Source organism: Trinickia dinghuensis (genome assembly GCF_003367175.1).
GTDB classification, from domain to species: Bacteria; Pseudomonadota; Gammaproteobacteria; order Burkholderiales; family Burkholderiaceae; genus Trinickia; species Trinickia dinghuensis.
Genome location: NZ_QRGA01000009.1, coordinates 208,940 through 223,208, shown reverse-complemented (window position 1 = coordinate 223,208; position 14,269 = coordinate 208,940). Strand labels below are relative to the sequence as shown.

Here is a 14,269-nt window from a genome sequence, read left to right as displayed (position 1 = left end):
GTGCCCCATGACTTCGCTTCGTGTTCGTCCGCGGCGTTTCGTCGAATCGTTTTAAGGTGACACGGTGAGTCTCTTTCATTCGCATGCGCACGGTCACGACCATGGTCACGGTGGGCATGATCACAGCGGACATGATCACGGTCATGATCACGAGGGCGATTCGCACTCGCTTCCCGACGGTCCGCATCGGCAACGCCGTTTCGCCTTGCGCATCGCATTGGCGGTCCTATGCGTGGTGGTCGCGGCAGCCGTGGCGAGCCTCGTCCAAGTACGCTCGGGCGAAGCGATGGTCGTGACGCGCTTCGGCCAGCCCGTACGCGTGCTGCTCGATCCCGGCCTCGCCTGGCGGCTGCCGGCACCGATCGAAGCGGCGATGCCGGTCGATCTGCGTCTGCACACGACGTCGAGCGGCTTGCAGGACGTCGGGACGCGCGACGGTTCGCGGATCATCGTGCAGGCCTACGTGGCCTGGCGCGTCGGCGGCGATCCCGGCGACGTGGGCCGTTTCGTGCGCGCCGTGCGCAACGAGCCCGACGAGGCGGCGCGGCAGATTCGCTCGCTGCTCGGCTCGGCATTGCAGACGACGTCGGCGGGTTTCGATCTCGCTTCGCTCGTCAATACCGATCCGGGACAGGTGCGGATCTCGGCGTTCGAGGAAACGCTGCGCCGCCAGATCGGTGCGCAACTGCGCGCGGCGTATGGCGTGCAGGTGGTGCAGGTCGGCCTCGAGCGGCTGACGCTGCCTGCCGTGACGCTTGCGGCCACGGTGCAGCGCATGAGCGCCGAACGCGAAACGGTGGCGGCGCAACGGATGGCGGACGGCAAGCGCGAGGCGGCGCAAATTCGTTCCGACGCCGATCGCGAGGCGCGCGAGACGGTGGCCGACGCGACAGTCAAGGCTGCCGATATCGAGGCGCAGTCGCGCAAGGATGCCGCCGCGATATACGGCAAGGCCTACGCGGCCGATCCTCGCCTATATACGATGCTGCGGTCGCTCGACACGCTGGATTCGGTCGTCAATTCGAATACGAATCTGATCGTGCGCACCGATGCCGCGCCGTTCAGCGCCTTGGTCCACGGGCCGGCCGGTCTGGATGCCGCCGTGCCCGCCGCGTCGGCTGAAGCGGCGGCGCCGAAACGAGGCAAGCGCGCGCCATGAGCCGGGACGCCTCTTCCTCGCTCGGTCCCGGCGGACAAGCCGTCCGCGTGTCGTTCTGGTTCGTCGTGGCCGTTGCCGTAGTGGCGGCGGGCGCATGGGCGTTTTCGAACGTGCGGCGGATTCCGGCGGACGGCCGCGCCGTCGTGATGCGCTTCGGCGCCTTCGTGCGCAAGCAGGACGCCGGGCTGTTGATCGCCTGGCCGCGTCCGTTCGAGACGGTCGTGATGGTGCCGGGCAGCGCGCATGTCTTGAGCCTGCCGATTCGCTCGCTGCAACGCGACGCGCGCGCGAGCGCGGCGGACGCCGGCGCATCGGGCGCGGCGGCGGGGACCGGGGCGGCGCAGCCTGCTGACGAGGCGCCCCCGGAAGGGGCTCAGATGCCCGAGGCGTTGCTGCCCGATGCGTTGGCCGGATCGGGCTACATGTTGACGGGCGACGACGGTGTCGTTCAATTGAATGCGACGCTCTATTACCGCGTCGTCGATCCGTACGCCTATGTGCTGCAAAAGGACAGGCTCGACGCGGCGCTCGAGCGGATCGTCTCGGCCTCGGCCCTGCAAGTTGCGGCCGCGCGCGACATCGATTCGATCCTGGTGGCGCGGCCCGAGCAGCGCGTCTCCGAGCAGAGGATGGCACTCGAGCGCGATCAGCTTCGCACGGACGTCGCGCATGAGATCGAACGGCATTTGGACGCGCTCGAGCGCGAGCATGCGGGTCTTGGCGTCGAGGTCGTGCGGGTGGATTTGCAAGCCGCGTTTCCGGCGGCTGCCGTCGGCGCGTTTACGGCCGTGCTGACGTCGCTGCAGCAGGCGGAACGCAATGTGGCCGAAGCGCGCACGTTCGCGGAGCAGCATCGTCAGGAAGGCCAGCAGCACGCCGACACCATTCTCGCGAATGCCCAAGCGAGCGCGGTCGAGCGCGTGGCGCAAGCGCGCTCCAGCACCGCGGCGATCGCGCAGCTGGAACAGGCCGCGCAAGCGGGGAGCGATCCGGGGCTCATGGCGCGCCTTTATCGCGACCGCATGCAGCAGATCCTCTCGAAGGTGCACGTGACGACCGTCGATCCGCACGATACGTCGAACTTGATCTTGCCGGGGAACGCCAGATGAGCAGTATCGATCGCGCCGGCCTCGGTGCAGTCGCGGCCGAGCACAGGCAATCCGCGCAATCCGTGCCGATCGCGCTGACCGAAGGCGAACGGAGGTCAGTGACGCGGCAGATCGCGTTGGCGCTGGCCGCAGCCGGTCTGCTCGCGCTGTCGATGGCGTGGCGGTATTTGGCGAAGGACGGCGAGCCGCTGTCCGAACTGCTGGCCGGCGCGGCTTCGCTGCTCGTGGCCGGCCCCGTGTTCGCGGGTGCCTGGCACAGTTTGCGGCGGCCTAGCCTGCACGGCGTGACCGACCGCTTGATCGCATTGGCGATGCTCGCAGCGTGGGCGACCGGAGACATGGTCACGGCCGCGCTGCTGCCGGTCGTCATGACGCTCGGCCATGCGCTCGAGGAGCGCAGCGTGCTGGGATCGCAAGAAGCGATTCGCGCGCTCGGAAGGCTGACGCAGACGCGAGTGCGCCGCGTGAGCGCTGCCGGGCATGTCGAGGAAGTCGCATTCGATAGTCTCGGGGCCGGCGACGTCGTCGAAGTCGTACCCGGCGCCCGGATTCCCGCCGACGGGGTCGTGCGCTTGGGCCGCTCGAGCGTCGACAATGGCCCGATTACGGGCGAGTCGGTTCCCGTCGAGGTCGAACACGGCAGCGCGGTATTCGGCGGAGCGATGAATCTCGATGGACCGCTGCGCATCGAGCTCACCCAAGTCGGCAAGCAATCGACGCTCGGCAAGATCATCGAGCTGATGCAGCGGGCCGAGCGCGCCAAACCGCCGGTCACGCAGGTGCTCGAGCGTTATATGGGCGGCTATCTCGCGCTCGTGCTGCTGATTGCCGCGATTGTCTGGTTCACGTCGTCGAATGCGGCGGCGATGTTGGCCGTGATCGTCGCGGCGTGTCCGTGCGCGCTCGTCCTCGCCGCGCCCGCGACGGCGATCGCGGGTATCGCGGTAGGCGCGCGGCATGGGATTTTGTTCAGGAGCGCGGTATTTCTCGACAAGCTCGCCGAGATCGACTCCGTCGTGCTCGACAAGACAGGCACCCTGACGTACGGCGAACTGCACGTTGCCGATGTCGTCCTGCAACCCGGATTCACACTGCCCGATGCCGTCGATATCGCCGCTCGTCTTGGGGAGGGCAGTGCCCATCCCGTCAGCCGCGCGCTCGTTCGCTATGCCGCCGAACTCGATCCGCGGCAAGCGGACAAGACGCCGTTCGACGGCATGCAGGAACTGCGTGGGCTCGGCGTGATGGCTCAGACGCCGAACGGCGCAGCCGTGCTCGGCCGTCATGCGCTGCTGGCCGAATACGTCCCGGGGTTGCCCCAGCCGGAGACTCGTGCGGACGGCCCGTGCGTGGGCCTCGCGTTGAACGGGCAACTCGTCGCGTGGTTCGAGTTCGCCGACGTCCTGCGGCCCGAGGCGCATGACGCACTCGACGATTTGCGCGGCCTTGGGCTGCGGCGTCATGCATTGCTCACGGGCGATCGCGCCCCGGTCGCGCATGCGCTGGCCGAACGCATCGGTATCGACACCGTGGTGGCCGAAGCGCTGCCGCACGAGAAGCTGGAGTTCGTCATCGACGAAATGAAGGCCGGGCGGCATCCGCTCGTCGTCGGCGACGGCCTGAACGACTTGCTCGCGATCAAGGCCGGCACCACGAGCATTGCGATGGGCGAGCGCGGTATCGACGTGGCGGTCGCCTCGGCCGATATCGTCCTGCTCGGCGACGACCTGCGCCGCATCGCGACGTGCGTTCGGCTCGGGCGCCGATGCCGGCGCACGGCGACGATCAACGCGGCGATCGGGCTCGGATGGACGGTCGCCGTCATTGCCATGGCCGCGCTCGGTCTCATGGGGGCCGTGACCGTCGCACTGCTTCACAACCTCGGGACGTTCATCGTCATCGCCAACGCGGGGCGCTTGTTGCGGATCGACGAGCGTCCGCAGCGCCGACGCAGCGATGACGCAGCGGCGGGGGCGCTTTAACCGTAGCGGCGAGGACGAGTCGATTCGGGCCAAGAGATCTCAGCGATCTCCGCGGTTCGTGCGGCGCGCTTCATCCGCGCACCGCGGCTGCCATGGGCGTCGCAACGGCGGCTGGCTTGACGGAGGCGTAGGCAAAGTTTGCGTCCGCCGGCGCGATCGGCACGAGCATGAGCGCCGCCATGACGATCGGCAACGATCTGAACGAGCACCGGCGCGATCGGCCCACGGCATTCGCCTGCCGCGATCCGCACCGCCCGGGCAGGACGTGCGCGGGTGCCGCTGGTGCCTCGGCCGGTACGGGCCTGCGACGGCCGTTGTCCATTACTTCCTCTTTCGAATGTTCGATGCCTGGTCCGGCGTCTATTCGACAATCGATGATCGACGTTGGCCGATCGGAGCCTCCGTTGATAAACGGCTTTTTCGACGCCCGGCCGCATTGTGGCGATGCCTAGGACAGATTCGCTTTTGATGGAGCGGCAAAATCGTTTGCTGGAGGGAAAAACTTTTAAAATACGGCGTCCGACCGCCCAGAGCCCACATGTTGAACAGCCGCTCCATCCTGACGGATGCGCACATCCTCGTTGTCGACGACCAGCCCGATCAGCTGCGCCTGTTGATCGACATCCTGCGCGGCGCCGGATGCCGGATCAGCATTGCTTTCGACGGATCGCAGGCCTACCAGCGTGCACTGGCGATCGCTCCCGACCTGATATTGATGGACGTCCGGATGCCGCGCATGGATGGTTTCGCTGCGTGTCGGCTGCTTGCCGAAACCCCGGGCACCCGCGCGATTCCGATCATTTTTCTGACCGCGGCCCACGGCCTGGACGAGCGCCTCGAGGGGCTCGACATCGGCGGCGTCGACTATGTCTTGAAGCCGTTCGAGCCCGCCGAGGTACTGGCGCGGATTCGTGTGCATCTTGCGCGGGCGGGCCGCAATAAGGATGGGCAAGCCGATGAGCCGATATCGGACGCGAGCGGCGACAAGGTCATCGTGCGGGCCGCCATCCGGCATTTGTCGGAGCGGCTGAGCGCTCCGCCGACGGTGGAACAACTGGCCCGCCTCGTCGGCACCAACGAAAAGCGGTTGTCTCAGGCGTTCCGTGAGAATTTGGGCCAGACGGTCTTCGAATATGTGCGCAGCGAACGCTTGGGGATCGCGCAACGGCTGCTGACCGGCACACAACTGAGCATCGCGAACATCGCCGAAGAGATCGGCTTTTCGAGCGCGGCGAATTTCGCCACGGCGTTTCGCGAGCGATTCGGCGTTACTCCGTCCACCTACCGCGACGAAGGGCCGGCGCATGGCTCGCCCGATACCGACGAGCCGAGTCTTGATCCGACCTAACCGTGCGATGCCGGCGCTGGCGCGGCTGCTGCTGCTCTTGCTTTGCCTGGGTGGGTGGGCCACGCGCGTATTCGCCGTCGGTCTCGATACGTCCGGGCAGGCGATGCTGCCTGCTCCTGTATTGGAGCAAGTCCAGGCTTTCGAAGACACGTCCGGGCGGATGAAGCTCGATAACATCCTCGCTCTCCCGGCCGGCAGTCCGGGCGGGTTTCGGCCGGTTCAGGGAGATGGACCGAAGCCCGGTTTCACAAGGTCGGCGTGGTGGTTGCGCGCGGTGGTGCGCAATCGCGGCACGGCGGAAACGTCGCTCGTTCTCGCGTTGCCCGAACCGCGGCTGGAGTACGTGGATTTCTACTTCGAACGCGATGGCCGTTGGAAGCATGACGACATCGATTCCACGCCGACATCGACGTCTCGATCGCCGCTGCACCGCTACCCGCTGGCGCGGTTTACCTTGAGTCCCGGCGAGCAGGTTTCGATCTTGATTCGCGAAGCGGGCGATACGGGGCTCATGCTTCAGCCGAAGCTGTATTTACTGGCCGGCTATGATGCGTTGGAGGAGCGAGCCGCGCTGTGGGGCGCCGGTTTGATCGGCGGCATCTTGGCGCTCGGCTGGAGCGCGTTGCTCATCGCCTACTTTTCGCGGAGCACGTCGTTCCTCGCGCTGGCGGCGGTTTGCATCATGATCGCATTGTACGAGGCCTCGCTTCGCGGCTATACGAGGCTCTATTTTTGGCCGCATGCAGTCGAATGGAGCACGCGCAGCATTCCGGTGTTCGGTTGCGTCGGCATGATGCTGTTCCTCGTATTCATCTTGCGCATTGCCGCCGGCGAAAGGGCCAATCTGCCGGCGCGCCGCATCCTCTTCGGCTTTGCCGTCTTGGAGGCGATTTCGGCAACGGGTGCCGCGTTCGGGAGCCTGTATTTCTTCGGCCAAGCCAGCCTGTACGTCAACGGCGTGTTCGGCGTCGTCGAAGTGTGCATCGCGGCCGTGCTCTCGCGGCAGGCCACGCCGACTGCCCGGCTGATGCTCGTCGCAGTCAGCTTCGGGCTATTCAACTTCGGATTGCATGTGCTCGAAACGCTTGGGCTGCTGGATGTCGGCCCGGCTTGGCTCAATTCCGATATCCACCCGAACCCGATCGTCGCGGTCACTGGGCTAGCGACGCATCTCGTCGTGCTAGCCGCATGGATCAACCATGTCGGAAAGCAGCGGCAGGAGGCCCGGGAAGAACTGGTCGAGCAGCAAAGCAGCGAGCAGCAGCGATTGCGGGACGAAGTCGCACGGCGCACGCTGGCGCTGAACGATGCCCTGCTCGATGCACAGGAAAAGAATCGGCAGAAGATCGAAACGCTCGGTTATGTCAGTCACGATCTGCGCGCGCCGCTGGCCACGATTTCAAGCTACGTCAAACTGTTGCAGGGCGACGCTGATTCGAAGCAGGGGGCGCTGATCCTGGCGATCGAGCGCAGCGTGAACTATCAGCTCAGCCTGATCGACGAATTGGTCGGGTACGCGAAAACCGAACTGCGGCCACTGGAAATATCGCCGTCCGCGACCGATCTGCCCGCACTGTTAAACGACATCGCCGAGTATTCGACCGCGCTCTGTGCCCAGTTGAACAACCAGTTCTTCTACCAGGCGCTGACCTCGCTGCCTAGTCGGTTGACGATCGACGGCCGGCGCTTGCAGCAAGTGCTGCTCAATCTTTTGTCGAACGCGTCGAAGTTCACACGCGACGGCGTTGTCATGATGACGGTGCGCGCGAGAGAGCGGGACGGCCGATGGCGCATGGGCTTCGAAGTCGCGGATACCGGCATCGGCATTGAAATCGACCGCCGATCGAATACGTCCTCGGTGCTTCAGAAGATGCAGGCGGCGAACGGCGCGACGGGGCTCGGGCTCGTCATCGCTCAACGCATCGTCGATGCCATGGGTGGCGAGCTGAACGTCTCGAGCGAGTTAGGCCAGGGCACCGTGTTTTCGTTCGAGATCGACGTGCCCGCCGTGGCGGCTGTCGGCGCTCGTGTGGCGGACAGGGTGCCCTATTGGTCGTTGGGATCCGGCAACCGGCCTGGGCGGCGCCGGCACCGGCACGAACACGGCGCGCCGCCCGAGCACGATCGCCGGGAGTTGGCCGGCCTCGCGAAAGAGGGGCGTATGACCGACATCGAGCGATGGATAGCCCGCATGAGCGAGGTCGAGCCGGTTTACGCCGCTTTCATGGCTGAACTGCGGGGTTGCCTCGAAGCGTTGGACTTCACCGGTATCGAGGCGCTCGCCCGGATCGATGCGGCGACGCCTACACCGCGGCCCGCTTCATGACGTTGCCTCTTCGATCTGCGCAATCGCGATTCGCGCGGCTTTGCGCACGTCGGGATCGCCGTCTTGCGATGCGGCCTGCAAGGCCGGGAGCGTAGCCCGCACGCCGAGTTCGCCGAGCGCGAGCGCCGCTTCCTTGCGCAGATTGCTGATCGAATGCCGCAGCAAGGCGGCGATGGCGGCGGCGGCGTGCGTGTAGCGCAGTTGACCCAACGCTCGGACGGCTCGCAAGCGAACCTGCCAGTACGGATCGTCGAGCGCGGCGACGAGCGGCTCGCCCGACTGGCCCGCGCGGAGCTTGCCCAGCGTGGCGGCGGCTTGCTCGCGCACTTGCCATGCGCCGTCGGACAACGCCGTCAGTAGCGCGGTGATGACGGTGCCGTCGGCGGCGGAAGCGAAGCCTAGCGCGCCGGCGGATGCGCGCCGCACCTCGGCATCGGGATCCGAAGCCGATCGCGCGGCCAGCAGCGGCAGGGCTCGCGGGTCTTTCAACCAGCCGAGGACGGCGATCGCTTCCAGCCGCACGGCCGGGGCATCGTCGCTCAATGCGCGGCTTGCCACGGCGAATGCGTCGGGGCAGCGCAACTCGCGCAAGCCGCGCAGCACGGCTTCGCGAACGAACGGCTCGGGCCGCTCGGCCCACGGAAGCAATACGTGGGCCGAGCGCGGATCCTTCAGCTCGGACAAGCTCTGCGCGGCGGCATCGCGAACCGCTTCGTCGGCATCGTTCAGTGCCGCGCACAGCGACTCCACGACATCGTCTTGTTCCCATTCGGCGAGCACTTGCGCGGCTTGCTCGCGGACGCCGGGCGAGGCGTCTGCGCGCAAGGCGGCGATGAACGACGGTACGAAATCGGGATCGCCTAGATCGGCCAACGCTAGAATCGCGACGCGTCGAACGTTGGGGTCGGCGTCGGCAAGGCGGTTGAGGGTGTCATCGGGCTCGGGCGGCTTGGAAGTCACAAGCGAAAGAGTCATGGTTTGTCCATTCGTCGAAAGGGCGGCGATCGGCGGGGCGGCCGGCGGCGTCACGCCGCGTCGCGCAGCAGCGCGAGGCAGCGCCGTTTTAGATCGAGGAAGGCCGGGGCGAGCGTGCCTTCGTCGGTGCGAGGGCGCTTGAACGGAACGTCGATGTCCGCCACGATGCGCGCCGGTTGGCGCGACAGCATGACGATGCGCTCGCCTAGAAAGAGCGCTTCCTCGATGTCGTGCGTCACGAAGATCACAGTCGTGCGTATCTTCGACCAGACATCGAGTAGCAGCGTCTGCATCTTCTTGCGCGTCTGCGCGTCGAGCGCGGCGAACGGCTCGTCCATCAGCAGCACGCGGGGCCGATTGATGAGGACGCGCGCGATCTCGACGCGCTGCTGCATCCCGCCCGACAATTGTGCGGGGTAGTGCGATTCGTACCCGGCGAGCCCGACGAGTTCGAGCAGCTCGCGTGCCTCTCGACGGCGCGCGGTGGCACCGATGCCTTGCACCTTGAGCCCGAATGCGACGTTGTCGACGACGCGCTTCCATGGAAACAGCGTGTGCTGTTGGAAAACGAGACCGCGCTCGGGATGCGGCCGATCGACGGGCACGCCGTCCACTTGAACCTGGCCGTGCGATGCGGCGAGGTGCCCCGCGATGGCAGCGAGCAACGTCGACTTGCCGCACCCGGAGGGGCCGAGCACGCAGACGAACTGGCCCGCGCCGACGTCGAGGTCCAGGCCGTCGAAAGCGGCGACGCGTGCGTGGGGCGGGCCGACGTCGACGCTCAGCCCGCGCAAGCCGACGCGCCCGAGGCGCGGCGCAGCGGCCGATTCGAGTGTCGGTGTGGTGCTCATCGCTTTCCTCCGTTCAGCCGATACCAAGGCGTCAATGCGAGCCCGATCCGTTTGACGAGCAGGCTGCTGCCCATGCCGAGCACGCCGATCAGCGCCATGCCGACGACGATGTCGGCATAGTTCTGCAACGTGTAGGACTCCCAAGTGAAATAGCCGATGCCGTACTGGCCGGCGATCATCTCAGCCGTGATGAGGCAGAACCAGGCCGTGCCCATGCCGATCGACAGCCCGGTGAATATCGCGGGCGCGGCGGCGGGAACGACGACTTCCGTATAGAGCGCGAGCGGCCCCGTGCCGAGGCCTCGTGCCGCGGCGACGAGGCGCGGATCGACGGCCTCGGCGCCGTGCACCGTATTGAGCAGAATCGGAAACAAGGCGCCGACGAACGTAATGAACACCATGCTCAACTCGGAAGACGGAAACATGAGGATCGCGATCGGAATCCAGGCGACGGCGGGGATCGGCCGCAAGGCTTCGAGCGGCGGCAGGATCGTGTCCTCGAGCAGACGATGGCGGCCGATCGCGAGGCCGAGCACGACGCCGACCACGGCAGCGGCGCTAAAGCCGCTCAACACGCGGAAAATGCTTGCCGCGAGGTGCCTCGGCAGCTTGGGCGAATGCAGTTGCGCCCAGAACGCCTGCATGACGTCGGCGGGCGCGGGCACGTTCGCGAACGTGACGATGCCCAGCGATAGTCGCGTGTGCACGGCAAGCTGCCATGCGCCGATGCAAACGGCGATCGATGCGATCTGTAGCAGGCGGCGCCGGATCGCAGCGGAGGCGGTGCGGCCACGGGTCACCGCGGCGCGCTTGGGCGCGTCGCTCGCACGCGGTTCGGCGAGGTCGAAGGTTGCGGCCATCTTGATTGGCACTCCCGATTGAATGTCGAATTGAGCGATCGGCGGCGCGGCGGTTCAGCGCGCGGCGATGGCCTCGGCCGACGCGCCGGAGACCACCGCGTAGTCGAGAACCTTGCCCGAGACATGCCGCGCGTAGGTATCGGCACCGGACCGCAACAGGAAGGCAACGACCGTACCGTGCGCGTCCTTCACGTACCACGCTTGATTCGCGAACAGCTTCAAGCCGCTGCCGTGGTCGTGCACGAAGACGGCGCGTGCCTTCGTGCCGCCTTGCTCCAGTTTATCGAGCGCCGCGAATGCTTCCGCCGGGTTCGCGTAGTTGCGCACCTGCGCTTCATTCGCGAGCCACACCTGTGCCACGTCGTTGAAATCGCGAATCGGCTTGCCCGTGACCGCATCGTTCGCGATCAACGGCGACTTCGCGTAGTTCTTGAGCGCCGCGTCGTAATCGAGCCCCGACTCCTTGAAGGCTTCGCGGATATAGCGATCGTCGATGAACGTATTGGCGTCGAGTTTGACGTCGGTTTTCTTGAGCAGCTTGAGCGTGTCGATGGCCGTGGCGAGCGCTTGGCGATACTCGGGTTTCCAGGTCAGGTCGCGCGTTTGAATGCCGAGCGGCCCGTGATAGAGATAGTCCACCGGCGCTTCGATGCCCGCTACTTTTTGAATCAGCAGGCTGTACTTCTCGGGATCCTCGGTCATCAGGCGGTTGGCCTCGATCGTCGCGCGCAGATAGGCGACGACGATTTCCGGATACTTCTCGGCATACGCGGCATCGACGAGCGCCCCATGAAACGTCGGCGCGTGGCTTTGCGAGCCGTCGTAGATCTTGCGTGCAAAGCCGCGATACGGAAACAGATCGGCGAACGGGACGAAGTCCGCATGCGCATCGATCTTATTCGCCCGCAATGCGCTGCCGGCCACCTCGGGGGCTTGCGTAACGATGTTGACGTCGGTATCGGGATCCCAGCCCTGCGCTTTGATCGCACGCAGCAGCATGCCGTGCGACGTCGACGCGAACGGAACGGAGATGGTTTTTCCCTTCAGGTCGGCAATCGACCGGATGGGCGAATTCAACGGCACGACGATGCCGTTGCCGCTACCGTCGATACTGCCGGAGAGCACGGAAATGAAGATGCTTCGCTTACCGGCTTTTTGGAATGCGGCACCGTTCAGCGAACCGGGGAAATCGGCCATCGCGCCGAAGTCGAGCTTGCCCGCGACCATCTCGTTCGTCAGCGGTGCGCCGGAGGTGAAGTCTTTCCATTGCACGTCGTAGTGAACGTCTTTGTATCTGCCCGTATGCGGCAGGTACTTGTCGAGGAGGTGCAGCTCGCGGATCATCAAGCCGCCGGTCGCGCAGTTGATCGTCGTGTCTTGCGTGCCGATGGCGACGCGGATCGTTTCGGCGTGCGATAGCGCCGCGGACGTGCCGATCAAGGCGGCGACGAGCCATCGCAAGAGTGTGTGTCGGTTATTCATGATCGTCGACGGCAATGAGTGGCTGCAGAGGCGGGTTTTGCACGTTTTTCATGTTTTTCATGTTTGTCGTGTTTGTCGTGTTTGTCACGGTCGGCGCATCGATCGCATTCATCGCAGCAGATACGGAATGGCGACCTTGATGGCGCCGGTGGGGCAATCGCGCTCGCAAGGCATGCAGTACCAGCACTCGTCGTATTTCATGTACGCCTTGCCTTTCGAATAGTCGATGGCAAGCAGATCGAGCGGGCAGGCATCGATGCAGACAGTGCAGCCCTTATCGGCGATGCAGCGCGATTCGTCGACGGTCACGGGCGCGCTGCTGCGTTGGAAGATGTCGTGCGGCGTGTGAGACATGGAAGTGCTCCTTGATTCGCTCTCTTTCGTTCTATGTCCGTCGCTCAATGCTCGGCCGGCGCGGGTTCTCGCTGCCCAATGCGCAGCGTGTCGTAGGCGCTGCGTTCCTCGTTCTCGAGCGCGATGATGTATGGCTCGACGGCGCGTTTCGCGTGCGCCATGCTGCCGTTGCCGTCTTTATAAAGATGCGTATGACAGAACCATTCGGCGTCGTTGCGCTGGGGGTGATCCACTCGATAGTGATAGAGGCCCCAGCGGCTTTCCGTGCGATACAGCGAAGCACGTGCGGCCATCTCGGCGCAGTCGCGAATCACGCTCACTTCCGCGGCGCGCATGAGTTCATGCGCATCGTTCGCCTTGATCGATTCGATGTCCTCCGCGATCTCCTCGAAACGTTGCAGCCCGATCGTCATCTTGCGCGTGACCTTCGGCGGCTGCAGGTAGTCGTTGACGAAGCGTCGGAGCTTGTACTCGACCTGAGCCGGCGCGAGCCCGTTCTCTCGCGTGAGTGGTGCGAGCACGCGCGCGCGTTCGGCTTCAACTTGTCCCGGATCGATCGGCGCGTGCTGGCGGCCCTCGATGTATTGCGCCGCATGTTCGCCGGCGAACCATCCGTACGTGAACGCGCCCAGCATGTAGTTGTGCGGGACGGCGGCCATGTCGCCGGCGGCATAGAGTCCGGGCACCGACGTCGCCGCGTTTTCATCGATGTACACGCCCGACGCGCTGTGGCCGCTGCAAAAGCCGATTTCGGAGATGTGCATTTCGACCATGTGTTGCCGATAATCGGTACCGCGTCCCTCATGGAAGCGGCCGCGGCTCGGCCGCTCGTTCGTATGCAAGATCTGCTCGATCGTCTGGATCGTTTCCTCGGCGAGATGGTCGAGCTTCAGGAAGACGGGGCCGTTGCCGCTCTCGAGTTCCTGATAGAACTCCCACATCATCTGGCCGCTCCAGTAATCGCATTCGATGAAGCGCTCGCCTTTGCCGTTTGCCGTGAACCCGCCGAGCGGGCCCGTCACGTAGGCGCAGGCGGGGCCGTTGTAGTCCTTGATCAGCGGGTTGATCTGAAAGCACTCGAGATTGGCCAGGGCCGCGCCGGCGTGGTAGGCCATGGCATAGCCGTCGCCCGCGTTGGTCGGATTCTCGTACGTGCCCATCAAATAGCCGGAGGCGGGCAAGCCGAGCCGGCCGGCGGCGCCGCAGCATAGGATGACGGCCTTGGCTCGGATGACGGAAAACTGGGCCGTCCGGCAATCGAAGCCGAGCACGCCGGCGGCGCGGCCCTGCGCATCGGTCAGCACGCGCGTGACGACGATGCGGTTCGTGATCTCGATGCGGGCTCGCTTCAATTGCCGGTACAAGATCTTCTTGATGTCGTGGCCCTCGGGCATCGGCAAGACGTACGAGCCCATGTGATGGACTTTCTTGACCGCGAAATCGCCGTTGCCGTCTTTTTCGAACTTGACGCCCCAGCGATCGAGCTGCTCGATCGTCTTGAAGCTGTGCGTTGCATAAGCGTGGACCGCGCGCTGATCGACGATGCCGTCGTTGGCGATCGTGATTTCGCGCGTGTATTGCTCGGGTGTGGCGTGGCCGGGGATGATGGCGTTGTTGAGCCCGTCCATGCCCATCGAAATCGCGCCGCTGCGCTTGACGTTGGCCTTTTCGAGCAACAGGACTCGCAGCGCCGGATTCCGTTCCTTCGCCTTGATGGCGGCCATCGGGCCGGCCGTGCCGCCGCCCACTACGACGATGTCGTATTCGAGTACTTCGGTGTTCATGGCAGCTTCCTCCCGGCTAAGCAGTAGCGGTCCGTTGCG

At 65.3% G+C, this 14,269-nt stretch carries 12 protein-coding genes; 5 read left to right on the top strand and 7 right to left on the bottom strand.

The window, feature by feature from the left end:
* The first annotated feature begins 64 nt into the window (after nucleotides 1-64).
* From hflC to DWV00_RS17395, 3 genes are read left to right on the top strand one after another with little or no spacing between them, the layout of a single operon-like run.
* Nucleotides 65-1,159: a protease modulator HflC gene (hflC, locus tag DWV00_RS17405; protein WP_115534845.1), complete on the top strand. Its 1,095-nt coding sequence runs from the start codon at nucleotides 65-67 to the stop codon at nucleotides 1,157-1,159.
* The gene (locus tag DWV00_RS17400; RefSeq protein WP_115534844.1) at nucleotides 1,156-2,268 is read left to right on the top strand and encodes an SPFH domain-containing protein; all 1,113 of its coding nucleotides are present in this window, start codon (nucleotides 1,156-1,158) and stop codon (nucleotides 2,266-2,268) included. Before hflC ends, DWV00_RS17400 begins: the two co-directional genes overlap by 4 nt.
* The gene (locus DWV00_RS17395) at nucleotides 2,265-4,250 is read left to right on the top strand and encodes a heavy metal translocating P-type ATPase (protein ID WP_115534843.1); all 1,986 of its coding nucleotides are present in this window, start codon (nucleotides 2,265-2,267) and stop codon (nucleotides 4,248-4,250) included. The genes DWV00_RS17400 and DWV00_RS17395 overlap by 4 nt, the downstream gene beginning before the upstream one ends.
* A gap of 70 nt (nucleotides 4,251-4,320) precedes the next feature.
* On the opposite strand, the gene DWV00_RS17390 is transcribed toward DWV00_RS17395, so the two are convergent.
* On the bottom strand, nucleotides 4,321-4,572 hold the full coding sequence (locus tag DWV00_RS17390) for a hypothetical protein (protein WP_115534842.1): 252 nt from the start codon (nucleotides 4,570-4,572) through the stop codon (nucleotides 4,321-4,323).
* Between the two features lie 216 nt (nucleotides 4,573-4,788).
* Here DWV00_RS17390 and DWV00_RS17385 point away from each other — a divergent pair, with 216 nt between their 5' ends.
* On the top strand, nucleotides 4,789-5,598 hold the full coding sequence (locus DWV00_RS17385) for a response regulator transcription factor (protein WP_115534841.1): 810 nt from the start codon (nucleotides 4,789-4,791) through the stop codon (nucleotides 5,596-5,598).
* Nucleotides 5,585-7,924: a sensor histidine kinase gene (locus tag DWV00_RS17380; protein WP_281272635.1), complete on the top strand. Its 2,340-nt coding sequence runs from the start codon at nucleotides 5,585-5,587 to the stop codon at nucleotides 7,922-7,924. The genes DWV00_RS17385 and DWV00_RS17380 overlap by 14 nt, the downstream gene beginning before the upstream one ends.
* Here the strand turns inward: DWV00_RS17380 and DWV00_RS17375 are convergent.
* From DWV00_RS17375 to DWV00_RS17350, 6 genes are all read right to left on the bottom strand, one after another.
* Nucleotides 7,919-8,899 carry a HEAT repeat domain-containing protein gene (locus DWV00_RS17375; RefSeq protein WP_115534839.1) on the bottom strand — a complete coding sequence of 327 codons (981 nt, stop codon included), beginning with the start codon at nucleotides 8,897-8,899 and terminating at the stop codon, nucleotides 7,919-7,921. The genes DWV00_RS17380 and DWV00_RS17375 overlap by 6 nt on opposite strands.
* A gap of 50 nt (nucleotides 8,900-8,949) precedes the next feature.
* Nucleotides 8,950-9,750, bottom strand: a complete 801-nt coding sequence (locus DWV00_RS17370; protein ID WP_115534838.1) for an ABC transporter ATP-binding protein — start codon at nucleotides 9,748-9,750, stop codon at nucleotides 8,950-8,952.
* The gene (locus DWV00_RS17365) at nucleotides 9,747-10,610 is read right to left on the bottom strand and encodes an ABC transporter permease (RefSeq protein ID WP_115534837.1); all 864 of its coding nucleotides are present in this window, start codon (nucleotides 10,608-10,610) and stop codon (nucleotides 9,747-9,749) included. The genes DWV00_RS17370 and DWV00_RS17365 overlap by 4 nt, the downstream gene beginning before the upstream one ends.
* Nucleotides 10,611-10,664: 54 nt before the next feature.
* A complete protein-coding gene (locus DWV00_RS17360; RefSeq protein ID WP_115534836.1) occupies nucleotides 10,665-12,092 on the bottom strand; it encodes an ABC transporter substrate-binding protein in 1,428 nt (475 codons plus the stop codon).
* 108 nt (nucleotides 12,093-12,200) lie between these two features.
* The gene (locus DWV00_RS17355; protein WP_115534835.1) at nucleotides 12,201-12,446 is read right to left on the bottom strand and encodes a 4Fe-4S dicluster domain-containing protein; all 246 of its coding nucleotides are present in this window, start codon (nucleotides 12,444-12,446) and stop codon (nucleotides 12,201-12,203) included.
* A gap of 44 nt (nucleotides 12,447-12,490) precedes the next feature.
* Nucleotides 12,491-14,230, bottom strand: a complete 1,740-nt coding sequence (locus tag DWV00_RS17350) for a fumarate reductase/succinate dehydrogenase flavoprotein subunit (RefSeq protein ID WP_115534834.1) — start codon at nucleotides 14,228-14,230, stop codon at nucleotides 12,491-12,493.
* Between the last annotated feature and the right edge of the window lie 39 nt (nucleotides 14,231-14,269).

Bases quoted from the DNA above. Each gene is read 5' to 3' on its own strand.
- DWV00_RS17400 (WP_115534844.1), top strand. From the start codon at position 1,156: ATGAGCCGGGACGCCTCTTCCTCGCTCGGTCCCGGCGGACAAGCCGTC.
- DWV00_RS17395 (WP_115534843.1), top strand. From the start codon at position 2,265: ATGAGCAGTATCGATCGCGCCGGCCTCGGTGCAGTCGCGGCCGAGCAC.
- DWV00_RS17390 (WP_115534842.1), bottom strand. From the start codon at position 4,572: ATGGACAACGGCCGTCGCAGGCCCGTACCGGCCGAGGCACCAGCGGCA.
- DWV00_RS17385 (WP_115534841.1), top strand. From the start codon at position 4,789: ATGTTGAACAGCCGCTCCATCCTGACGGATGCGCACATCCTCGTTGTC.
- DWV00_RS17375 (WP_115534839.1), bottom strand. From the start codon at position 8,899: ATGACTCTTTCGCTTGTGACTTCCAAGCCGCCCGAGCCCGATGACACC.
- DWV00_RS17370 (WP_115534838.1), bottom strand. From the start codon at position 9,750: ATGAGCACCACACCGACACTCGAATCGGCCGCTGCGCCGCGCCTCGGG.
- DWV00_RS17365 (WP_115534837.1), bottom strand. From the start codon at position 10,610: ATGGCCGCAACCTTCGACCTCGCCGAACCGCGTGCGAGCGACGCGCCC.
- DWV00_RS17360 (WP_115534836.1), bottom strand. From the start codon at position 12,092: ATGAATAACCGACACACACTCTTGCGATGGCTCGTCGCCGCCTTGATC.
- DWV00_RS17355 (WP_115534835.1), bottom strand. From the start codon at position 12,446: ATGTCTCACACGCCGCACGACATCTTCCAACGCAGCAGCGCGCCCGTG.
- DWV00_RS17350 (WP_115534834.1), bottom strand. From the start codon at position 14,230: ATGAACACCGAAGTACTCGAATACGACATCGTCGTAGTGGGCGGCGGC.